The organism is Streptomyces sp. SAS_281 (genome assembly GCF_052542855.1).
Map to the genome: position 1 here is coordinate 1 of NZ_JBMNDO010000095.1, position 22125 is coordinate 22125.

The 22125-nt window shown below is 71.3% G+C and carries 20 protein-coding genes and 1 other RNA gene; 18 read left to right on the forward strand and 3 right to left on the reverse strand.

Features of this window, described 5'->3' with window-relative positions; genetic code table 11:
- Positions 1 to 37: 37 nt before the first annotated feature.
- Positions 38 to 235 (reverse strand): hypothetical protein, encoded by a 198-nt coding sequence (locus ACN6LM_RS28330; protein ID WP_445068224.1) that lies wholly within the window; start codon positions 233 to 235, stop codon positions 38 to 40.
- Positions 236 to 503: 268 nt separating this feature from the next.
- Here ACN6LM_RS28330 and ftsE point away from each other — a divergent pair, with 268 nt between their 5' ends.
- The 11 genes from ftsE (at position 504) to ACN6LM_RS28385 (ending at position 11801) form a co-directional block, all read left to right on the forward strand.
- The gene (gene ftsE, locus ACN6LM_RS28335; protein WP_026242629.1) at positions 504 to 1193 is read left to right on the forward strand and encodes a cell division ATP-binding protein FtsE; all 690 of its coding nucleotides are present in this window, start codon (positions 504 to 506) and stop codon (positions 1191 to 1193) included.
- Positions 1194 to 1216: 23 nt separating this feature from the next.
- Complete coding sequence (gene ftsX, locus ACN6LM_RS28340) at positions 1217 to 2134, forward strand: permease-like cell division protein FtsX (RefSeq protein WP_445068225.1); 918 nt, start codon at positions 1217 to 1219, stop codon at positions 2132 to 2134.
- 68 nt (positions 2135 to 2202) lie between these two features.
- Positions 2203 to 3390, forward strand: coding sequence for a S41 family peptidase (locus ACN6LM_RS28345; protein WP_445068226.1), 1188 nt, complete (start codon positions 2203 to 2205; stop codon positions 3388 to 3390).
- Between the two features lie 18 nt (positions 3391 to 3408).
- Positions 3409 to 3897 carry an SsrA-binding protein SmpB gene (gene smpB, locus ACN6LM_RS28350; protein WP_093708601.1) on the forward strand — a complete coding sequence of 163 codons (489 nt, stop codon included), beginning with the start codon at positions 3409 to 3411 and terminating at the stop codon, positions 3895 to 3897.
- Between the two features lie 122 nt (positions 3898 to 4019).
- Positions 4020 to 4407: a transfer-messenger RNA gene (ssrA, locus tag ACN6LM_RS28355) on the forward strand.
- 211 nt (positions 4408 to 4618) lie between these two features.
- Positions 4619 to 5008: a hypothetical protein gene (locus tag ACN6LM_RS28360; protein ID WP_445068227.1), complete on the forward strand. Its 390-nt coding sequence runs from the start codon at positions 4619 to 4621 to the stop codon at positions 5006 to 5008.
- Positions 5009 to 7207: a glycosyltransferase gene (locus ACN6LM_RS28365; protein ID WP_445068228.1), complete on the forward strand. Its 2199-nt coding sequence runs from the start codon at positions 5009 to 5011 to the stop codon at positions 7205 to 7207. It begins immediately after the preceding gene.
- The gene (locus tag ACN6LM_RS28370) at positions 7204 to 8448 is read left to right on the forward strand and encodes an acyltransferase family protein (RefSeq protein ID WP_445068229.1); all 1245 of its coding nucleotides are present in this window, start codon (positions 7204 to 7206) and stop codon (positions 8446 to 8448) included. The genes ACN6LM_RS28365 and ACN6LM_RS28370 overlap by 4 nt, the downstream gene beginning before the upstream one ends.
- Positions 8449 to 8578: 130 nt before the next feature.
- Positions 8579 to 9910, forward strand: a complete 1332-nt coding sequence (locus ACN6LM_RS28375; RefSeq protein WP_445068230.1) for a nitrate/nitrite transporter — start codon at positions 8579 to 8581, stop codon at positions 9908 to 9910.
- A gap of 129 nt (positions 9911 to 10039) precedes the next feature.
- Entirely contained in the window at positions 10040 to 11209 is a 1170-nt protein-coding gene (locus ACN6LM_RS28380) for a uroporphyrinogen-III synthase (protein WP_445068244.1), read from the forward strand.
- A gap of 22 nt (positions 11210 to 11231) precedes the next feature.
- Positions 11232 to 11801 carry a GNAT family N-acetyltransferase gene (locus ACN6LM_RS28385; protein WP_445068231.1) on the forward strand — a complete coding sequence of 190 codons (570 nt, stop codon included), beginning with the start codon at positions 11232 to 11234 and terminating at the stop codon, positions 11799 to 11801.
- On the opposite strand, the gene ACN6LM_RS28390 is transcribed toward ACN6LM_RS28385, so the two are convergent.
- Complete coding sequence (locus ACN6LM_RS28390; protein WP_445068232.1) at positions 11747 to 12337, reverse strand: GNAT family N-acetyltransferase; 591 nt, start codon at positions 12335 to 12337, stop codon at positions 11747 to 11749. The two genes, ACN6LM_RS28385 and ACN6LM_RS28390, sit on opposite strands and share 55 nt — an antisense overlap.
- 105 nt (positions 12338 to 12442) lie before the next feature.
- On the opposite strand from ACN6LM_RS28390, the gene ACN6LM_RS28395 reads away from it, so the two are divergent.
- The 4 genes from ACN6LM_RS28395 to ACN6LM_RS28410 all read left to right on the forward strand — a co-directional run bounded on the left by ACN6LM_RS28395 (position 12443) and on the right by ACN6LM_RS28410 (position 18020).
- On the forward strand, positions 12443 to 14821 hold the full coding sequence (locus ACN6LM_RS28395) for a HelD family protein (protein ID WP_445068233.1): 2379 nt from the start codon (positions 12443 to 12445) through the stop codon (positions 14819 to 14821).
- 405 nt (positions 14822 to 15226) lie between these two features.
- The gene (locus tag ACN6LM_RS28400; protein ID WP_425811211.1) at positions 15227 to 16660 is read left to right on the forward strand and encodes an NAD-dependent malic enzyme; all 1434 of its coding nucleotides are present in this window, start codon (positions 15227 to 15229) and stop codon (positions 16658 to 16660) included.
- Positions 16661 to 17013: 353 nt separating this feature from the next.
- On the forward strand, positions 17014 to 17295 hold the full coding sequence (locus tag ACN6LM_RS28405) for an HU family DNA-binding protein (protein WP_017237029.1): 282 nt from the start codon (positions 17014 to 17016) through the stop codon (positions 17293 to 17295).
- Positions 17296 to 17507: 212 nt separating this feature from the next.
- Positions 17508 to 18020 (forward strand): hypothetical protein, encoded by a 513-nt coding sequence (locus ACN6LM_RS28410; RefSeq protein WP_445068234.1) that lies wholly within the window; start codon positions 17508 to 17510, stop codon positions 18018 to 18020.
- An 82-nt stretch (positions 18021 to 18102) separates the two neighbouring features.
- Here ACN6LM_RS28410 and murA read toward each other — a convergent pair whose 3' ends face one another.
- Entirely contained in the window at positions 18103 to 19443 is a 1341-nt protein-coding gene (murA, locus tag ACN6LM_RS28415; protein WP_445068235.1) for a UDP-N-acetylglucosamine 1-carboxyvinyltransferase, read from the reverse strand.
- 275 nt (positions 19444 to 19718) lie between these two features.
- Between murA and ACN6LM_RS28420 the strand changes: the two genes are divergently transcribed.
- The 3 genes from ACN6LM_RS28420 to ACN6LM_RS28430 all read left to right on the forward strand — a co-directional run bounded on the left by ACN6LM_RS28420 (position 19719) and on the right by ACN6LM_RS28430 (position 22124).
- Positions 19719 to 20279 carry a YqgE/AlgH family protein gene (locus ACN6LM_RS28420; protein WP_445068236.1) on the forward strand — a complete coding sequence of 187 codons (561 nt, stop codon included), beginning with the start codon at positions 19719 to 19721 and terminating at the stop codon, positions 20277 to 20279.
- 29 nt (positions 20280 to 20308) lie between these two features.
- Positions 20309 to 20596, forward strand: a complete 288-nt coding sequence (locus ACN6LM_RS28425; RefSeq protein WP_026171211.1) for a DUF3039 domain-containing protein — start codon at positions 20309 to 20311, stop codon at positions 20594 to 20596.
- Positions 20597 to 20819: 223 nt separating this feature from the next.
- Entirely contained in the window at positions 20820 to 22124 is a 1305-nt protein-coding gene (locus tag ACN6LM_RS28430; RefSeq protein WP_445068237.1) for an extracellular solute-binding protein, read from the forward strand.
- The last annotated feature ends 1 nt before the right edge of the window (position 22125 follow it).

Below are 22125 nucleotides of genomic sequence, written 5' to 3' on the forward strand. Positions count from 1 at the left end.
GTCCGGGCCCCTTCCGTACGCCGGCCGGCTGCGGGCGCTACACGGTCTGGTGGGCCAGCAGGGCCAGGGCGGCCAGGAGCACCACCAGCAGCGCGGCCAGCGCCACCGGGCTGATCCCGGCGAAGAGCCCCTGCTCCTGCTCCCGCATCCGCTCGCGGCTCGCCCGGCACACGGGGCAGCGACCCTCGGTGACGGGCGACGCGCAGTTCGCGCACACCAGTCTGTCGTAGGTCATGCGCTTTCCTCCTCCCGCGCGGCGGAGCCGCACAAGCCATCTCTCCGCACAACGCTCACGGAAACGCGACCGTTCCCCCTACCACTGTGCCAGCTCGTGACGCATTCGGCCCGCCCCGCTGCCAGACCCGGGCCCCTTCCCCGCCGAGGCGCTCCGGAATCGGGGCCGTTTCACCGTAAATCACCCATCCCGGTACGCGTGCCTGCACGGCTCAGTCCGGTTCGCGTATGGTCACGCTCACCTACTCCCGGCCGACCGTGGTGCATCCGTGATCCGATTCGACAACGTCTCCAAGACCTACCCGAAGCAGAGCCGTCCCGCTCTCCGGGATGTGTCGCTCGACATCGAGAAGGGCGAGTTCGTCTTCCTGGTCGGCTCGTCCGGCTCCGGCAAGTCCACCTTCATGCGGCTCATCCTGCGCGAGGAGCGCGCCAGCACGGGCGCCGTGCACGTCCTGGGCAAGGACCTCGCGCGCATGTCCAACTGGAAGGTGCCGCACATGCGCCGCCAGCTGGGCACCGTCTTCCAGGACTTCCGGCTGCTGCCCAACAAGACCGTCGCGCAGAACGTGGCGTTCGCCCAGGAAGTGATCGGCAAGCCGCGCGGCGAGATCCGCAAGGCGGTGCCGCAGGTCCTCGACCTCGTCGGACTCGGCGGCAAGGAGGACCGGATGCCCGGCGAGCTGTCCGGTGGTGAGCAGCAGCGCGTGGCGATCGCGCGGGCCTTCGTCAACCGGCCCATGCTGCTGATCGCGGACGAGCCGACCGGCAACCTCGACCCGCAGACCTCCGTCGGCATCATGAAGCTGCTGGACCGGATCAACCGGACCGGCACCACCGTGATCATGGCGACGCACGACCAGAACATCGTCGACCAGATGCGCAAACGCGTCATCGAGCTCGAGAAGGGCCGTCTCGTGCGCGACCAGGCGCGCGGCGTCTACGGCTACCAGCACTGAGCACCCAGCACTGAAAGGACGCCATGCGCGCCCAGTTCGTCCTGTCGGAGATCGGCGTCGGCCTCCGTCGCAACCTCACGATGACCTTCGCCGTCGTCGTCTCCGTCGCCCTCTCGCTCGCCCTGTTCGGCGGCGCGCTGCTCATGCGCGAGCAGGTCAGCACGATGAAGGACTACTGGTACGACAAGGTCAACGTCTCCATCTACCTCTGCGGCAAGGGTGACGCGGAGACGGTGGTCCAGTGCGCCAAGGGTGCGGTCACCAAGCAGCAGAAGGACGAGATCGAGAGCGATCTCGGCAAGATGGACGTCGTGGAGAAGGTGATCTACGAGTCCAGCGACCAGGCGTACAAGCACTACCAGGACGAGTTCGGCGACTCCCCGATGGCCGGCAACATCACGCCGGACCAGATGCCGGAGTCCTTCCGGGTCAAGCTCAAGGACCCCACCAAGTACAAGGTCGTCGCGACCGCCTTCGCCGGGCGGGACGGGGTCCAGTCGGTCCAGGACCAGAGAAGCATCCTGGACAACCTCTTCGGTCTGATGAACGGCATGAACGTCGCCGCGCTGTTCGTGATGGCACTGATGCTCGTCATCGCGCTGATGCTGATCGTCAACACCGTGCGCGTCTCCGCGTTCAGCCGGCGCCGGGAGACCGGCATCATGCGGCTCGTGGGCGCCTCCGGCTTCTACATCCAGGCCCCGTTCATCATGGAGGCCGCCTTCGCCGGACTCATCGGCGGTGTGCTGGCCTGCGTCATGCTGCTGGCCGGGCGGTACTTCCTGATCGACGGCGGTCTCGCGCTCCAGGACAAGCTGAATCTGATCGACTTCATCGGCTGGGACGCGGTCCTCACCAAGCTGCCGCTGGTCCTGGCAATCGGCCTGCTGATGCCCGCCGTTGCCGCTCTCTTCGCCCTGCGCAAGTACCTGAAGGTGTGATGTGCGCCCCGTGAGGCGCACACCCAACGTTCCCTGCGCCTCCGGGGTGTTGTCCTAGAATCGGCGCCATGTCGGACCCCGAATGTCGCGTCGGGCCCCGCGGTCTGCGCCGCGGGGCGGCCCTGACGCTGGTCTTCGCCGGCGTCCTCGCCACCGGGGCCGCGACCGGCGCGCTGCCCCACGGCCAGGTGCGGGAACCCCCGGTGCACGCCCGGTCCGTGGCCGCCACCGCCGACCGCGACGAGGTCGCGGAGGCCGCCGCCGACGCGGTGGCCGACGGCAAGTCCGGTACGGAGGCGGCCGAGGAGGTCGTCAGCCGCAGCGGCGACCGCTGGGGCGCGGTCTACGACCAGCGCGAGTACCAGGAGTTCGAGGACGCGCTCGGCGGCACGTACACCGGGGTCGGCCTCGCCGCCCGGCGCTCCGCCGACGGCCAGGTCGCCGTGGCCCGCGTCCAGCCCGGCAGCCCCGCCGACCGCGCGTGCATCCGCCCGGGCGACCTGCTCCGCACCGTGGACGGCCGCCGCGTCGACCGGCTGCCCGTCTCCGACGTGGTGGCCCTGCTGCGCGGCGACCGCACCGGTGAGAGGGCCGGGAGCACGGTCAGCCTCGGCGTCCGCCGGGGGGCCGCCACCCGGACCGAGACGCTGCGCCGGGCCCGGCTCACGGTCGAGTCGGTGACCGTGCGGCGGGTCGGGGAGCGGCGCTCGGGCCCGTCCGGGGCGGTGCGCATCGCGGTCGCCTCGTTCACCAAGGGCTCCGGGGCGGCCGTGCGCGACGCGGTCCGGGACGCGCCCGCCGGCGCCGGGGTGCTGCTGGACCTGCGGGGCAACCCGGGCGGCCTGGTCGACGAGGCCGTCACCGCCGCCTCCGCCTTCCTGGACGGCGGCCTGGTGGCCACGTACGACGTGCACGGAGAGCAGCACGCCCTGTACGCGCGGCCGGGCGGGGACACCGGGCGCCCCGTCGTCGTGCTGGTCGACGGGGGGACGATGAGCGCGGCCGAGCTGGTCACGGGGGCGCTCCAGGACCGGGGCCGGGCGGTCACGGTCGGTGCGCGGACCTTCGGCAAGGGGTCCGTGCAGATGCCCAGCAAGCTCGCGGGCGGTTCGGTGGCCGAGCTGACCGTGGGCCACTACCGCACACCGGCGGGCCACGGGGTCGACGGCAAGGGCATCACACCGGACCTCGCGGTGAGCGCGCGGGCCCAGGAACGGGCCGAGACGGTATTGAGTGGCCTCGGGGGCGGGTCGTAGTGCGAAAATGGCCGCACTATGGCTAAGGAAAAGGACACCGGGCGCAAGCTCATCGCGCAGAACAAGAAGGCGCGCCACGACTACACCATCCTCGACACCTACGAGTGCGGCCTCGTGCTCATGGGGACCGAGGTCAAATCCCTCCGTATGGGGCGGGCGTCCCTGGTCGACGGCTTCGTCCAGATCGACGGCGGCGAGGCGTGGCTGCACAACATCCACGTCCCGGAGTACGTCCAGGGCACCTGGACCAACCACTCCGCCAAGCGCAAGCGCAAGTTGCTGATGCACCGGGCCGAGATCGACAAGCTGGAGTCGAAGTCGCAGGAGACCGGCCACACCATCGTGCCGCTCTCGCTGTACTTCCTGAACGGCCGGGTCAAGGCCGAGATCGCGCTCGCGAAGGGCAAGAAGGAGTACGACAAGCGGCAGACGCTGCGGGAGAAGCAGGACACCAGGGAGACGAACCGCGCCGTCGCGGCGGCCCGACGCCGTCAGCGGAGCGCCTGATCCGGACCCGGCACCCGCCGCCGGCCCCTCCGGAAGGAATACGCTGGCATCGTCGTGCGTTGGTCACGTACGATGGCAACGCACCCCACGGAGGGTGTGGCACCACCTTGAAAAATCAACATGGGGATGATCGGTTTCGACAGCGGATGTCGAAGCAGGGGAAGCGAGTCGAGGAAGCGGCAATGATCTCGTAAACCATATGTCGCAACCAATAATCGCCAATTCCAAGCGCGATTCCTCCGCCTTCGCCCTCGCTGCCTAATTAGCAGCTAAGCGAAGACTCTGCGGAGTGTCAGCCCGGGGGTGATCCCGACCCGGATCCTGGCATCATCAAGGGATCTAAACTTCTGAGTCCGGTCACGGGTCTCAGAAGGAAATCAAACAGTGACTGGGCCTGTCGGAGGCTTGTCCGCGTGACCTCCGAGGCCGAGAAAAGCGTAGCGGACTGCACTCGGAGAAGCCCTGGTTCCGCACCGTTGGACGCGGGTTCGATTCCCGCCATCTCCACAAATTCCCATGTGAGCGAGGACCCCGCTGCCACCGGCAGCGTGGTCCTCGCTGTTTGCGCCGTCGGGTGTGCCCGGAGGCCGGGCGTGCGCTACATTCATGCCCCGGGTGCACTGTGGTAGGGGGCGCGTGGACGAGGTGGGGGCCCGTCCGGCGACACACGACAGGGTCAGTTGCGCGCACCCGTTCCTGAGTGGGGGAAGTGCGTACACCAGTGGAAACTTGGCGTGAAGGTGCCCATGCGGGGCACACACACGAGCCGAACGAAGTCACCATCCAGCTGGACGGAATCGGACGGCAGCTCTCTGAGCTGCTGCCGGAACCATTCGCTCCGGACGATTCCGACGGCCCCGTCTTCGTGGACGAGAGCGGCCGGCGCGGCAAGACGCTGCGACGGCTCGGCTGGGTGCTGGCCGCGGTCTTCGTCTGCTACGCGGTGACCCTGGTCGTCGCCGTGCTCGGCGGCAACTCCAGTGCCCCCTTCCTCCCGCTCTCCAACCAGGAACAGCAGGACACGGGCAGCACCGATCCGACGACTCCGGACGCCGGCCTTCCCACCGGCGTGGCCCCGGCCCCCGCGCAAGAACAAGAAGGCACCAACTAGATGACCTCCCCTGCCCCCCGGGGCAGGCGCAACTCCCACCGGAAGAAGCAGACCCGCCGGCGCAGGCTCCCCATGCGCTACATGCTGCCGCTCCTCTTCCTCGTTGCCCTGCTCGCCATGCTGATGCTGCGTGGCTACGTGCACAGTGAAATCCTCGTCGACTTCCGCGTCCGGCCCCCCGTCGCGACCGACCGGGTGCCCGAGCAGGTGCTGGAGGGCGGACCGGTCATCGACGCGCGGTCCACCACCGAGCCCGCGAAGACGCTGCGCATCCCGGACCACCGGATCGTGCTGACCTTCGACGACGGCCCGGACCCGGAGTGGACGCCGGAGGTGCTGGACGAGCTGAAGAAGTACGGCGCCCACGGGGTCTTCTTCGTCACCGGCACCATGGCCTCGCGCTACCCGGACCTGGTCGAGCGCATGGTCGACGAGGGGCACGAGGTCGGGCTGCACACCTTCAACCACCCCGACCTCTCCTACCAGTCCACCAGCCGCATCGACTGGGAGCTGTCCCAGAACCAGTTGGTCCTGGCCGGTGCGGCGGGCATCCGCACCTCGATCTTCCGGCCGCCCTACTCCTCGTTCGCCGACGCCATGGACAACAAGTCCTGGCCGGTCACGCAGTACATCGGCAGTCGCGGCTACCTCACCGTCGTCAACAACACGGACAGCGAGGACTGGAAGCGGCCGGGCGTCAAGGCGATCATCGACCGGGCCACGCCCAAGCACGGCAAGGGCGCGATCATCCTGATGCACGACTCCGGGGGGGACCGGTCCCAGACCGTCACCGCCCTGGGGAAGTTCCTGCCCGAGATGCAGAAGCAGGGGTACCGGTTCGCCAATCTCACCGACGCGCTCGGGGCGCCCAGCGCGCACACCCCGGTCACCGGTTTCGACCTCTGGAAGGGCAAGGCGTTCGTCTGGGCCGTGGGCGTCTCGGAGCACATCACCGATGTGATGGTGGCCGGGCTCGCCGTGATCGGGGTGCTGGTCTTCGCCCGCTTCGGACTGATGCTGGTGCTCTCCTTCATCCATGCCCGGCGGGTCCGCGGACGCGGCTTCCGCTGGGGTGAACCCGTCACCCGCACGGTGACCGTCCTGGTGCCCGCGTACAACGAGAAGAAGTGCATCGCGAACACGGTGCGCTCGCTCCTGGCAAGTGACTATCCGGTCGAAGTCATCGTGATCGACGACGGCTCCACGGACGGCACGGCGGACATCGTCCAGCGGATGCGGCTGCCCAACGTCCGGGTGGTGCGCCAGCGCAACGCGGGCAAGCCCGCCGCCCTGAACAACGGCATCGCGCACGCCCGCAACGACATCATCGTGATGATGGACGGCGACACGGTCTTCGAACCGACCACCGTCCGCGAGCTGGTGCAGCCCTTCGGCGACCCCCGCGTCGGGGCCGTCGCCGGCAACGCCAAGGTCGGCAACCGCGACTCGCTGATCGGCGCCTGGCAGCACATCGAGTACGTGATGGGCTTCAACCTCGACCGCCGCATGTACGACGTACTGCGCTGCATGCCCACCATCCCCGGCGCGGTCGGCGCCTTCCGGCGCGAGGCGCTGGGGCGGGTCGGCGGCATCAGCGAGGACACCCTCGCCGAGGACACCGACGTCACGATGGCCCTGCACCGGGACGGCTGGCGCGTCGTCTACGCGGAGAACGCCCGCGCCTGGACCGAGGCGCCGGAGACCGTGCAGCAGCTCTGGTCGCAGCGCTACCGGTGGTCGTACGGCACCATGCAGGCGATCTGGAAGCACCGCCGGGCGGTCATCGAGCGCGGGCCCTCGGGCCGGTTCGGCCGCGTCGGACTGCCGTTCGTCTCGCTGTTCATGGTCGTCGCCCCGCTGCTCGCCCCGCTCATCGACGTCTTCCTGCTGTACGGCCTCGTGTTCGGGCCCACCGAGAAGACCGTCGGCGCCTGGCTCGGCGTCCTCGCGGTGCAGCTGGTGTGTGCCGCGTACGCCTTCCGGCTCGACCGGGAGCGCATGACCCACCTGCTCTCGCTGCCCCTCCAGCAGGTCCTGTACCGGCAGCTCATGTACGTGGTGCTGCTCCAGTCCTGGATCACCGCTCTCACCGGCGGCCGGCTGCGCTGGCAGAAGCTGCGCCGTACGGGGGTCGTGGACGCACCCGGCGCGACGCCGTCCCAGCGGGCGCGCACCCACGAGCGGAGGCCCGTCGCATGACGCACCCACAGCAGTCGTACGGAGAGCCGCACGCGGACGAGCAGACCATGGCGCTGCGCGTGGTGCTGCCCGCCCCCGCCGCCGGGACCGTCCCGGCCGACGAACCGGCCCCCGCGCCCGCCGGGGCCGGCCGGGACCGCTATCTCGACCTGCTGCGGGCCGTCGCGCTCGTCCGGGTCGTCGTCTTCCACCTCTTCGGCTGGGCCTGGCTGACCGTCGTGTTCCCGTCCATGGGCGTCATGTTCGCCCTGGCCGGATCGCTGATGGCCCGATCGCTCGCCCGGCCCGCGTGGAGCGTGATCCGCTCCCGCGTACGCAGGCTGCTGCCGCCCATGTGGGCGTTCGCGGCCGTCGTCGTGCCGGTGGTCTTCCTGCTCGGCTGGAAGCCGGTGCGCGAGGAGGGCGTCTGGTGGTTCCTGAAGCTGGGGTGCTACATCCTGCCGGTCGGCGCCCCGCCCTTCCCCTGGGAGAACGGCTCCGAGGGCGGCTGGCTGGAAACCTCCTGGGCCGAGCAGGGCATCGGGCCGCTCTGGTACATCCGCGCCTACCTGTGGTTCGTGCTGGCCTCCCCGCTGCTGCTCAAGGCGTTCCGGAAGCTGCCCTGGGCCACCCTGCTCGCCCCCATCGGGCTCACCGCCGTCATCGGCACCGGACTGGTCACCGTGCCCGGTGCGACCGGTGAGGGCCTGGTGGACTTCGCGGTGTTCGGCTCCTGCTGGATCCTCGGCTTCGCGCACAACGACGGGCTGCTGAAGACCGTCCCGCGCTACCTCGCGGTGTCGCTGGCCGCGATGCTGATGGCCTTCGCGCTGTGGTGGGGCGCCCACCACCTCACCGAGGAGGGCTGGAACCTGGACGAGATCCCGCTCGCCCAGGCCACCTGGTCGCTCGGGTTCTGCATGATCCTGCTCCAGTACGCCCCCTCCTGGCGGGAACTGCCGGGCCGGCTGGCCGGGTGGGACAGCCTGGTCACCCTCGCCAACAACCGGGCGGTGACCATCTACCTGTGGCACAACATGCTGCTGATGGCCACCTTCCCGATCATCGACCTGCTGTGGGAGGTGCCCTGGGTCGGCGACCACCTCGGCACCTACATCGACCGCGCGGACAACGCCCTCGCGCTGATCATCGTCTGGCCGCTGATCGGGCTGATGATCCTCGCCGTCGGCTGGGTCGAGGACCTCGCCGCCGGGCGCCGCCCCAGGCTCTGGCCCAACGGCGCCTCCCGCACGCGTACATGACCGCCCGCTCACCGGGCCCGGCCCGGCCCGGTGAGCGCAAGGTTGCCCGCAGGTCCACATCGCGGCACGGCACCGAAACGCGCGCTCCCTAGGTTCGGGACGACACCCCGACCACCCGTGGAGGCGCGTGATGGCAGGCCGTTGGATCGAGCACTGGGACCCGGAGGACGAGACCTTCTGGCGGGAGACCGGCGAACGCGTCGCCCGCCGCAACCTCTGGTTCTCCGTCCTCTCCGAGCACATCGGCTTCTCCGTCTGGACCCTGTGGTCGGTGATGGTGCTCTTCATGGGGCCCGAGTACGGGGTCGACCCGGCCGGTAAGTTCTTCCTGATCTCCACCGCGACCCTGGTCGGGGCCGTCGTCCGGGTGCCGTACACCTTCGCGGTCGCCCGGTTCGGTGGCCGGAACTGGACGGTGTTCAGCGCGCTCACCCTGCTCGTGCCGACGATCGCCGCCCTCGTCGTGATGGAGCCGGGCACCTCGTACGGCACCTTCCTCGCGGTCTCCGCGCTGACCGGCATCGGGGGCGGCAACTTCGCCTCGTCCATGACGAACATCAACGCCTTCTTCCCACTGCGCAGTAAGGGCTGGGCGCTCGGGCTCAACGCGGGCGGCGGCAACATCGGCGTGCCCGTGGTGCAGCTGGCCGGGCTCCTGGTCATCGGCACGGCGGGCGCCACGTACCCCAGGATCGTGCTCGCCGCGTACATCCCGCTGATCCTGCTCGCCGCCGGGTGCGCCGCGCGCTTCATGGACAACCTGGCGCCGGTGCGCAACGACACCGGGGCCGCGCGGGAGGCGGTGCGCGACCGGCACACCTGGATCATGGCGGTCCTCTACATCGGCACCTTCGGCTCCTTCATCGGCTACAGCTTCGCCTTCGGACTCGTCCTCCAGACCCAGTTCGGACGGACCCCGCTCCAGGCGGCCTCGCTCACCTTCATCGGCCCGCTGCTCGGCTCGCTGATCCGGCCGGCCGGCGGCTGGCTCGCCGACCGGTACGGCGGGGCGCGCATCACCCTCGTCAACTTCGCCGCCATGGCCGCCGCGACCGGCGTCGTCGTATACGCCTCCGAGACCGCCTCGCTCACCGTGTTCCTCGTCGGCTTCACCGCCCTGTTCGCGCTGTCCGGGCTCGGCAACGGGTCGACGTACAAGATGATCCCGGGCATCTTCCACGCCAGGGCGATCGCCCAGGGGCTGCGCGGCGAGGAGGCGGCGGCCCGGGGGCGGCGGATCTCCGGCGCGGCGATGGGGCTGATCGGCGCGGTCGGCGCGCTCGGCGGGCTCGCCATCAACCTGGCCTTCCGCCAGTCCTTCCAGACCTCGGGCGCGGGCACGGCGGCCTTCTGGTCCTTCCTCGCCTTCTACGCGGTGTGCTCGGCGCTCACCTGGTCGGTGTACCTTCGCCGCGCCGCGGCCGTGACGGCGAAGCCCCGGCTCGGCCACGCCGGGGTGTGATGATGGACGGGCGGTGCCGGGCGACGTAACGAGCGGGAAATACAGCTGAACCGGGTCTGTCACGCGGCGTTGGCAGGCTCGGTCCTCCGCACCATCGAGCAGCAGCGGGACGAGAGCCGGGTAGACCTCATGCACGACGGACAGCACGACGACCGACAGCACGACGACGCACCGCACGGGCCCCTCGCGGGCTTCACGGTCGGGGTCACCGCCGCACGCCGGGCGGAGGAGCTGGGCACGCTGCTGCGGCGCCGGGGCGCCACCGTGGTGCACGCGCCGGCCCTGCGGATCGTGCCGCTCGCCGACGACGGCGAACTGCTCGCCGCGACCGAGGAGCTGGTCGCCGAGAAGCCCGACGTGGTCGTCGCCACCACGGCGATCGGCTTCCGCGGCTGGATCGAGGCGGCCGACGGCTGGGGCATCGGCGACCGGCTCCTGGACACCCTGCGCGGGGTCGAACTCCTGGCGCGCGGCCCCAAGGTGAAGGGCGCGGTCCGCGCCGCCGGGCTGACCGAGGCGTGGTCCCCGGCCTCCGAGTCCATGGCGGAGGTCCTGGAACGGCTCCTGGAGGAGGGCGTACGGGGCCGCCGCGTCGCGCTCCAGCTGCACGGCGAACCCCTCCCCGGCTTCGTGGAGTCGCTGCGCGAGGCCGGTGCCGAGGTGGTCGGCGTCCCCGTCTACCGCTGGATGCCGCCGGAGGACATCGCACCCCTGGACCGGCTCCTCGACCTGACCGCCGCCCGCGCCCTGGACGCGCTCACCTTCACCAGCGCCCCGGCTGCGGCCTCGCTGCTCGGCCGGGCCGAGGAACGCGGACTGCTCACCGAGGTCGTCACGGCGCTGCGCGGCGACATCGTGCCGGCCTGCGTCGGACCGGTCACCGCCGTGCCGTTGCAGGCGCGCGGGATCGACACCGTCCAGCCGGAGCGCTTCCGGCTCGGCCCGCTCGTCCAGCTCATCTGCCGTGAACTGCCCGCCCGCGCCCGTACGCTGCCGGTGGCCGGACACCGCGTCGAGATCCGGGGCCACGCCGTCCTGGTGGACGACGAGCTGCGCGCGGTCCCGCCCGCCGGGATGGCCCTGCTGCACGCCCTGGCGCGGCGCCCCGGCTGGGTGGTCTCGCGCGCCGACCTGCTGCGCGCCCTGCCCGGCAGCGGCACCGACGAGCACGCCGTAGAGACCGCGATGGCCAGGCTCCGCACCGCGCTCGGGGTGCCCCGGCTGATCCACACGGTCGTCAAACGCGGTTACCGGCTGGCGCTCGACCCGGCGGCGGACGCCAGGTACGCGGGGGCCTGACCGGGCGGATAGCGTGCCGGGCATGATCGACGATGCCCACCCGCTCGACGCGGCGACATGGCTGCGCCCCACCAGGCTGTCCGACGCCGCCTCGCGCGCCGAGGCGCTGACCCGCAGCCGTGCGTACATGCGGCCCTGGGAGCCGGTGCGCCCCGATTCCTTCTACACGGAGGAGGGCCAGCGCGAGCGGCTGGCCGGCATGCTGGCGGAGCGCGAAGCGGGGCGCGTGATGCCCTGGGTGCTGAGCGACGCCGAGGACCGGGTGGTCGGCGGGTTCAACCTCAACTCCATCGTGCTCGGCCCGTTCCGCAGCGCCACCCTGGGCTACTGGGTGGACGTGGAGTACGCGGGCCGGGGCCTGGCGACGGCGGCGGTGCGCCGGATCTGCGAGCTGGCCCGAGACGGACTGCGGCTGCACCGGATCGAGGCGGGCACCGTGCTGCACAACACCGCGTCGCAGCGGGTCCTCGCCAAGTCCGGGTTCGAGGAGTTCGGGGTCGCCCCCCGCTACCTCCACATCGACGGCGAGTGGCGCGATCACCGCCTCTTCCAGCGCATCCTGCACGACGGCCCGGCGACCGGGGTGAGCTGAGCGGGGCGCGTGTGGCGGTGGCCCTCGCGCGGCCACGGCGGGGACGGAGGCAGCACCCCGGTGAGCGGGTACCCGGCCTTCTCCGCGACCCGGCACGACGCCGCGTTGTCCACCTGGTGCAGCAGTTCGAGGCGTACGAGCCCGGTGTCGGCGAACGCCTCGGACGCCCAGCCGGAGAGCGCTTCGAGGGCGCGCGGGGCGATGCCCCGGCCCCGGGCGGGCGCGACCGTCCAGTACCCGACCTCCGCCGAGGGCGCACCGGGCTCCGGGAACGACAGGGCGACGTTGCCCACCGGACCGGGCCCGAGTTCCGTGTCCACCACCGCGAAGCTGTGCCGCAGCCCGGTCGCCCGGCCCTCCTCCTGGGCCCGCAGCCAGTGCGCGGCCGCCTCCTCGTCCGCCACCGGTGCCCGCGAACCGGCCTGCACGGCGGGGTCGCGGTACGCGTCGAGGAGCACGCCCAGGTCACCCGGCTGCCAGGGGCGCAGCACCAGGGAGCCGGCCGACAGACGGGCGTCGCGCGCGTGGGCGTTCATCCGCTCATCGTACGAGTGAGGTGCGAACGGCCCCCGGCAGGTGCGCGAAGGGGCCCCGTCGCATAAGGTTGACGGCTGCCCAATGCACGTCAGAAGGGGGCCTCGGTGGCCGCGCAGGATGCCGCTGTCGATTCGTTGCGGGACCGGGAAATCGGTGTCGAGCAGGAACATCTCGACCGGGTGTACCACCGTCTTGAGGAGAAGATCCACGAGGCGGAATTTCTCATGGACGACGCCGTCAAGCGCGGCCAGGTCGGGACCCCGGGGGCGCTCGCCGAGCGCGACGCCCAGGTGTTCCGCGCCGGAATCCACCTCAACCGGCTGAACAGCGAGTTCGAGGACTTCCTCTTCGGGAGGATCGACCTCCTGCTCGGCAAGGACGGCGAACGCGGACCGGACGGTGCCTACACCTCCGTCGAGCCCGCCGACGACGTCGTGCGCGAGGACGGCTCCGCGGACATCGCCGAGACGCTGCACATCGGCCGGATCGGGGTCCTCGACTCCGACTACGCGCCCCTCGTCATCGACTGGCGGGCCCCGGCCGCGGCCCCGTTCTACCGCTCCACGCCCAAGGAACCGGGCCGGGTGGTCCGCCGCCGCGTCATCCGCTCCAAGGGCCGCCGGGTCCTCGGCGTCGAGGACGACCTGATGCGCCCCGAGCTGACCGCGTACCTGGACGGCGAGAAGCTCCCGGTCGTCGGCGACGGCGCTCTGATGGCCGCGCTCGGCCAGGCCCGCAGCCACACCATGCGGGACATCGTCTCGTCCATCCAGGCCGAGCAGGACCTCGTCATCCGGGCGCCCGCCGCCTCCGTCACCGAGGTCTCCGGCGGCCCCGGCACCGGCAAGACCGCGGTCGCCCTGCACCGCGCCGCGTACCTGCTCTACCAGGACCGGCGGCGGTACGCGGGCGGCATCCTCGTCGTCTCGCCGACGCCCCTGCTGGTGGCGTACACCGAGGGCGTGCTGCCCTCGCTCGGCGAGGAGGGCCAGGTCGCGATCCGCGCGGTCGGCTCGCTCTCCGACGACGCGGCGGGCCCCGAGGGCGCCACCGCCTACGACGAGCCGGCCGTCGCCCGGATCAAGGGCTCCTCGCGGATGCTCCCGGTGCTCCGCAAGGCGGCCCGCGGCGCCCTGGAACAGTCCGCGCCCCGGACCGCGCCCGCCGGCGGGCAGCTGGAGTTCGGTGACGCCGAGGAGGCCCCGCGGCCCGCCGGCACGCCGACCCGGCTGCGCGTGGTCGCCTTCGGCGCCCGGGTCGAGCTCCAGGAGGACGATCTGCGGCGCATCCGCAACAACGTCCTCGGCGGGACCGCCCCGGTCAACCTGCTGCGCCCGCGCGCCCGCCGGCTGCTGCTCGACGCGCTGTGGAACCGCTCCTCCGGCCGGGGCCGCTACACCGACCCGGAGCTGGCGGCGGAGCTGCGCAGCTCGTTCGACGAGGACGTGTCCACGGAGACCCCGTTCATCGAGTTCCTGGACGCCTGGTGGCCCGAGCTGACCCCGCGCGGGGTGCTCGCCGCGATGGCCGACGAGAAGCGGCTCGCCCGGTGGGCGCGGCGCACGCTCAACCAGGGCGAGGTGCGCCGGCTGGCGCGCTCCCTCAGGCGTCTGGACGCCGCCGGACAGGGGCCGCTCTCCGTGCACGACGTGGCGATCCTGGACGAGCTGCAGACGCTGCTCGGCACCCCGAGCCGCCCCCGGCGCAAGCGCGAGGCGGACCCGCTGGACCAGCTCACCGGGCTGGAGGAGCTGATGCCCCGCCGCGAGGAGACCCAGTGGGAGCGGGCCGAACGGCTCGCCGCGGAGCGCACCGAGTACGCCCACGTCATCGTGGACGAGGCGCAGGACCTCACGCCCATGCAGTGGCGGATGGTCGGCCGGCGGGGCCGGCACGCCACCTGGACGATCGTCGGGGACCCGGCGCAGTCCTCCTGGTCCGACCCGGACGAGGCGGCGGCCGCCCGTGACGAGGCGCTGGGCAGCCGGCCGCGCCGGAACTTCACGCTGACCGTGAACTACCGCAACCCGGCCGAGATCGCCGAGCTGGCCGCGAAGGTGCTGGCCCTCGCCATGCCCGGCATGGAGTCCCCGGCCGCCGTCCGCTCCACGGGCGTCGTCCCGCGCTTCGAGACCGTACGCGGCGACGACCTCGCCGGGACCGTGCGCGAGGAGGCGCGGAGGCTGCTCGCCGAGGTGGACGGCACGGTCGGGGTCGTCGTGGCGATGAACCGGCGCGCCCAGGCCCGCGAGTGGCTGGCGGAGCTGGGTGACCGGGTGGTGGCGCTCGGCAGCCTGGAGGCCAAGGGTCTGGAGTACGACGCGACGGTGGTGGTCTCGCCGGCCGAGATCGCGGACGAGTCCCCGGCCGGGCTGCGTGTGCTGTACGTGGCGCTGACCCGGGCGACCCAGCAGCTGACCGTGGTGTCGGGGGAGCGGGACCTGCCGGACGCGGACGGGGTGCCGGACCTGCTCAGGGACTGAGGGAGCGGGCGGGGCGGGGCGGATTCCGGTCAACCCGCGCCGCGGGAATCGCTTTTCCAGGTGATTTGTTAGCCTGGGGGTGGCACCGGCTCGATCCAAGCCCCCGGGCCCAACCTTAGTCGCTTCGAGCGACCACTTGCCGCGAGGCGAGCATGGCGGGCCGGTGTCGTCAACTGAAGAAGAGGCCCGCGTCACCTTCCGGTGGCGCGGGCCTCTTCGCGTTCCCGGGCAGGGGTTCCGCTGCGCCGCGCTCTCTCGTATGGTGGAAAACAGTTTCCGCGCTGCGACAGTCATTAACGGCTACTCGTCGGTAGGTGCGAATATCGGAAGGCGTGTCCGCTGCCGGGCCTGCTCGGAGCTCGGACGCGCGTAGCAATGAAGCTAAGGAAAGCGAAGGACTCGGCCATGGCAACGGCGCCCAGCGTCTCGTACTCGATGACGGTCAGGCTGGAGGTGCCCGCGAGCGGCACCGCGGTCTCCCAGCTCACCACGGCCGTGGAGTCCTCCGGCGGTTCGGTCACCGGCCTCGACGTGACCGCTTCCGGCCACGAGAAGCTGCGGATCGACGTCACGATCGCCGCCTCCTCCACCGCGCACGCCGACGAGATCGTCGAGGGGCTGCGCGGTATCGAGGGCGTCGTTCTCGGCAAGGTCTCCGACCGTACGTTCCTCATGCACCTCGGCGGCAAGATCGAGATGGCGTCCAAGCACCCCATCCGCAACCGCGACGACCTCTCGATGATCTACACCCCCGGCGTGGCCCGGGTCTGCATGGCGATCGCCGAGAATCCCGAGGACGCCCGCCGTCTCACCATCAAGCGCAACTCCGTCGCAGTCGTGACGGACGGCTCCGCGGTGCTCGGCCTCGGCAACATCGGCCCGAAGGCCGCGCTGCCCGTCATGGAGGGCAAGGCGGCCCTCTTCAAGCGCTTCGCCGGCATCGACGCGTGGCCGATCTGCCTGGACACCCAGGACACCGACGCCATCGTCGAGATCGTCAAGGCCATCGCGCCCGGCTTCGCGGGGATCAACCTGGAGGACATCTCCGCGCCGCGCTGCTTCGAGATCGAGGCCCGGCTGCGCGAGGCCCTGGACATCCCCGTCTTCCACGACGACCAGCACGGCACGGCGATCGTCGTCCTGGCCTCGCTGACCAACGCGCTGCGCGTGGTGGGCAAGGCGATCGGGGACGTGCGGGTCGTCATGTCCGGCGCCGGAGCGGCCGGTACGGCCATCCTGAAGCTCCTCATCGCCGCGGGCGTCAAGCACGCCGTCGTCGCCGACATCCACGGCGTGGTGCACTCCGGCCGCGAGGACCTGCGGTCCGCCGACCCGGACTCGCCGCTGTGCTGGATCGCCGACAACACCAACCCGGAGAACATCACCGGCACCCTCAAGGAGGCCGTGGTCGGGGCCGACGTCTTCATCGGCGTCTCCGCCCCCAACGTGCTGGACGGGGACGACGTGGCGGCCATGGCGGACGGCGCCATCGTGTTCGCGCTCGCGAATCCGGACCCCGAGGTGGACCCGGCGATCGCCCGCCGCACCGCCGCCGTCGTGGCCACGGGGCGGTCGGACTTCCCGAACCAGATCAACAACGTGCTGGTCTTCCCCGGCGTCTTCCGCGGCCTGCTCGACGCCCAGTCCCGCACCGTCAACACGGACATGATGCTCGCCGCCGCGCGCGCCCTGGCCGGTGTGGTCGCCGAGGACGAGGTGAACGCGAACTACATCATCCCGTCGGTCTTCAACGACAAGGTCGCCGGAGCGGTCGCCGGGGCCGTCCGGGACGCCGCGCGGGCCGCCGGAGCCACTGTGACGGCGCCCACGTCGCCCTGACTACGGCGCGTCGCGGGTCGCGGCGCCCCAAACGCCCCTTTAGGGTGGGCGGGCGACGCGTCCCGCGGAGCCCCGCACCCGCTGCGGACGGCTCCGGGGGAGTCGACGGGACGTCACCACGATGAGGCAGTGGTGCTGTTCGCGCGGCTCCCGGGGGGTGCCGGATTGGCTTTCCCGCCGCAGGTGGGGGCAGGATGTTTCCTCAAGGACTACGTCCAGGGGAGACCCCACAGGGCGCGAGGTCTACCGGACCCTCTCAAGGGCGGACCCGGGTACGGGGACTGTCCGAGGGCCCTGGCAGCATCGGCTTCGATCTCACGCCTCACAGGCAAGAAGAACACGGGAGTAACAACATGAACCGCAGTGAGCTGGTGGCCGCCCTGGCCGACCGTGCCGAGGTGACCCGCAAGGACGCCGACGCCGTGCTGGCCGCTCTCGCCGAGACCGTCGGTGAGGTCGTCGCCAAGGGCGACGAGAAGGTCACCATCCCCGGTTTCCTGACCTTCGAGCGCACGCACCGTGCCGCTCGCACCGCTCGTAACCCGCAGACCGGCGACCCGATCAACATCCCGGCCGGCTACAGCGTGAAGGTCTCCGCGGGCTCCAAGCTCAAGGAAGCCGCCAAGGGCAAGTAAGACCCCTGGGCACGACGAAGGGCGGGCACCCCGTACGGGGTGCCCGCCCTTCGGCATTCGGCCCGCAGAGGGGCCTTTCCGCGCCTGTCGGCGGCACACAGGCCGGTTCCGGGCTACCGGTGCCAGGAGCGGCGCCCCTACATTGGGCCCCCGGCCCGGGGCAGGGACCGGCGACCGCTGACGAACCAGCACTCGGGGGGGGGGGGGGGACCGTGTCCAAGCACGCCACGCTGCACATCCGGCGCCGGACCGCGCTGCGCTACCTGGCCCTGGGGGCCGCCGCGTCACTCGTCTCGGCCTGCGGGGGCAACGGGACGGGCGGCGGACCGCGACAGCAGGCGATCAAGGCATTCGTCGTGGGCACGTGGCGTTACCGGGCGGAGGGCACGAGTGCCGACGCCACCCTCACCGTCCACGAGGACGGGACCTGGGAGAGCGACCAGTGGGACGGCATCACCGGAACGTGGCGCTCCGACGGCGACGGCGTGTCCGTGGACGCCCCGGACGGTTTCGGGGCCGGTGACGAGGAGGTGGGGTCCGCGCTGTCGGTCAGCGGCTTTCCGGGGGCGATCCCGTCGGACTACGACGGCGACTGCGCGTACGCGCCCGGCTGGGACGGGCTGCCGGTGGACACCCTCCACATGCGCGTGACGGGGCGCGACGTCCGGCTCACACTGTCCCGGGGCACCGAGAAGGGTGCCGTGATCAACTGCAAGCGCCTCTGAACGGGCAAGGCCCCGGCGTACCCGGGTCCCGCCCGCCGGAGACGGGGGCGGGACCCCGGTGCGCCGGGGCCGGAAGCGCCGCTCAGACCAGTGAGCCGCCCGGCAGCTCCACCTTCGCGCCCAGCTTCTCCAGCTTGTCCATGAAGTTCTCGTAGCCCCGGTTGATCAGGTCGATGCCGTGCACCCGGGAGGTGCCCTGGGCCGCGAGGGCGGCGATCAGGTACGAGAAGCCGCCGCGCAGGTCCGGGATGACCAGGTCCGCGCCCTGGAGCTTCGTGGGGCCCGACACGACCGCGGAGTGCAGGAAGTTGCGCTGGCCGAAGCGGCAGTCCGAGCCGCCCAGGCACTCGCGGTAGAGCTGGATGTGCGCGCCCATCTGGTTCAGCGCGGACGTGAAGCCGAGCCGGGACTCGTACACCGTCTCGTGGACGATGGAGAGGCCCGCGGCCTGCGTCAGCGCGACCACCAGCGGCTGCTGCCAGTCCGTCTGGAAACCGGGGTGCACGTCCGTCTCCAGCGCGATGGCGTTGAGCGCGCCGCCCGGGTGCCAGAAGCGGATGCCCTCGTCGTCGATCTCGAAGGCGCCGCCCACCTTGCGGTAGGTGTTCAGGAACGTCATCATCGAGCGCTGCTGGGCGCCCCGGACGTAGATGTTGCCCTCGGTCGCCAGCGCGGCGGACGCCCAGGAGGCGGCCTCCAGGCGGTCCGGGAGGGCGCGGTGGGTGTAGCCGTCGAGGCGGTCCACACCGGTGATCCGGATGGTCCGGTCGGTGTCCATCGAGATGATCGCGCCCATTTTCTGCAGGACGCAGATCAGGTCCTCGATCTCCGGCTCCACGGCCGCGTTGGACAGCTCCGTGACGCCCTCGGCGAGCACCGCGGTCAGCAGCACCTGCTCGGTGGAGCCCACCGAGGGGTACGGCAGCCGGATCTTGGTGCCGCGCAGCCGCTGCGGGGCCTCCAGGTACTGCCCGTCCGCCCGCTTCTCGATGGTCGCGCCGAACCGGCGCAGCACGTCGAAGTGGAAGTCGATCGGCCGGCCGCCGATGTCGCAGCCGCCGAGCCCCGGGATGAAGGCGTGGCCCAGGCGGTGCAGCAGAGGCCCGCAGAACAGGATCGGGATGCGCGAGGAGCCCGCGTGGGCGTCGATGTCGGCGACGTTGGCGCTCTCGACGTGTGTGGGGTCCAGGACCAGCTCGCCCGGCTCCTCGCCGGGGCGGACCGTCACCCCGTGCAGCTGGAGCAGCCCGCGCACCACGCGTACGTCGCGGATGTCGGGCACGTTGCGCAGCCGGCTGGGCCCGCTGCCGAGCAGTGCGGCGACCATCGCCTTGGGCACCAGGTTCTTGGCGCCTCGGACGCGGATCTCACCCTCCAGCGGGGTTCCGCCGTGGACAAGCAGGACATCGTCTGTGCCGGTCATGAATCTCGCGTTCCGGAGTGGTCGGGCAGGGGGCCAAACGAAAGGGTAATGGCCCCGCACCCCCGTTCCGTAGGGGAACGGGTGGTGTACGAACGTCATGAATCCGCCACAACACGCTCTGCTGCGCGGGACTTGCGGAGGGTTACCGTCCGGATCGGCGATCCGGCCATGCGCTCCTCGTGCACCCGTGCGCCCTGAGCTGCGCTCGGGCACCGAGCGCGACGAGCACGTCACTTGGCCCCCGCCGGGGCCGGAGATGCGGGATCATTTCTGCCATGACCGAGGTGTCCTCGCTCACAGGGCGGCTGCTCGTGGCCGCGCCCGCCCTGGCGGACCCGAACTTCGACCGTGCGGTCGTGCTGCTCCTCGACCACGACGAGGAGGGCTCCCTCGGCGTGGTCCTCAACCGGCCGACCCCGGTGGGCGTCGTGGACATCCTGGCGGCCTGGGCCGGGCTGACCGGTGAGCCGGAGGTCGTCTTCCAGGGCGGCCCGGTCTCGCTGGACTCCGCCCTCGGGGTCGCGGTGATCCCGGGCGGTGACGGCCCTCTCGGCTGGCGCCGGGTGTACGGGGCGATCGGCCTGGTGGACCTGGAGGCGCCGCCCGAGCTGCTGGCGGCGGCCGTGGGCTCGCTGCGGATCTTCGCGGGGTACGCGGGCTGGGGGCCGGGACAGCTGGAGCGCGAGCTGTCCGAGGGTGCCTGGTACGTGGTGGAATCGGAGCCCGGTGACGTGTCCTCGCCGCGCCCGGAGGGCCTGTGGCGTGCGGTCCTGCGGCGGCAGCGCAGCGAACTGGCCATGATCGCCACGTATCCGGACGACCCTTCGCTGAACTGATGTCCCGTTCTTCAGTACGCTTGGCGGTTATGAGCACTCTCGAGCCCGAGCGCGGGGCAGGTACCGGAACCCTCGTGGAACCGACACCGCAGGTGTCGAACGGCGACGGCGACCACGAGCGCTACGCCCATTACGTCCAGAAGGACAAGATCATGGCGAGCGCCCTGGAGGGCACCCCCGTGGTCGCACTGTGCGGCAAGGTCTGGGTACCGGGGCGCGACCCCAAGAAGTACCCGGTCTGCCCGATGTGCAAGGAGATCTACGAGTCCATGGGCGCCGGCGGCGACAAGGGCAAGGGCGGCAAGGACAAGAAGTAGCGGCCACCGGTACGGCCCACGGCTGAAGGTCCGGGAGACCCCCGGGGCACGCGTTCGCGTGCCCCGGGGGTCTTTCGTATGCCGTTGCACGGGCTGCTCCGCCAGGTCACGGAGTGGTGCAGACCACTTGTCGCCGTCCCCAGCCCGGCCTACTCTCCTGCCTGTTGTGCAGAACGAAACACGCGTTGCACATGTTGCAACGCTGACCGGTAGGGGTTCCCGGATGAAGTTCTCTGCCCGAATCGCCGCCCCGGCCGCGGCGCTCGTCCTGGCGGGCCTCACCGCCACCGCCTGCGCGCCGCAGACCTCCGACACCGGAGCCAAGGGCGACGAGAAGACCGGCACACTGCGTGTCTGGCTGTTCCAGGAGGTCGGCAACAAGCCGAAGGAGAAGGTGGTCGACACCGCGGTCACCGCCTTCAGGAAGGCCCACAAGGGCGCGAAGGTCGAGATCGAGTACATCCCGGTCGAGACCCGCGCCCAGCGCGTCAAGGCCGCCTTCAACGACCCGGAGAGCGCCCCCGACCTCATCGAGTACGGCAACACCGACACCGCCGGGTACGTCAAGGACGGCGGGCTCGCCGACATCACGCCCGAGTTCGGGGCCTGGGCGGACGCCAAGGACACCGACCCGGCCGCCAGGCAGTCCGTGACGGTCGACGGCAAGGTCTACGGGGCGCCGCTCTTCGTCGGCGTACGCGCGCTGTACTACCGCACCGACGTCTTCGCGGACCTGGGCATCGAACCGCCCAGGTCCCAGGCCGAACTGATCTCCACCGCCAAGAAGATCCACAAGAAGAAGCCGGACCTGTACGGGCTCGCCGTCGGCGGCGCCTACACCTACGGCGCGATGCCGTTCATCTGGGCCAACGGCGGCGAACTGGCCGACCGGGACGGCTCCACGTACAAGGCGGCCATCAACAGCGCGAAGGCCCGCAAGGGCATCGAGGCGTACACCTCGCTGTTCGGCGCCGCCAACTGCCCGCCCGCCAAGTGCGCCGCGATGGGCGGCAACGCGACCGTCACCGCCTTCGCGTCCGGCAAGGCCGCCATGGCCATCGGCGGCGACTTCAGCCACGCGGCCGTCGAGGCCGGCAGCGTCAAGGGCGCGTACGCGGTCGTCCCGCTGCCCGGCGTCGCCGAGGGCTCCATAGCGCCCGCGTTCGCCGGCGGCAACAACATCGGCGTGCTGAAGAGCAGCGAGCACCGCACCCTGGCCGTCGACCTGATGAAGGAGCTGACCGGCAAGGCGTCCCAGGCCCGCATGTTCGACGCGATGGGCTTCCTGCCGACCTACACCGACGTCCGCGCCGCCGCCGCGAAGCGCGAGCCGTTCGTCGAGCCCTTCGTCAGGACGCTCGGCGCCGGCGCCGAGTTCGTCCCCGCCTCCCCGGCCTGGGGGCAGATCGACTCCTCGCTGATCCTGCCCACGATGTTCCAGGAGATCGTCAGCGGCCGTAAGGACGTGGCGAAGGCGGCCGACGACGCCGCGAAGAAGATGGACGCGGCGTTCGCCGAAGCGGGCTGAC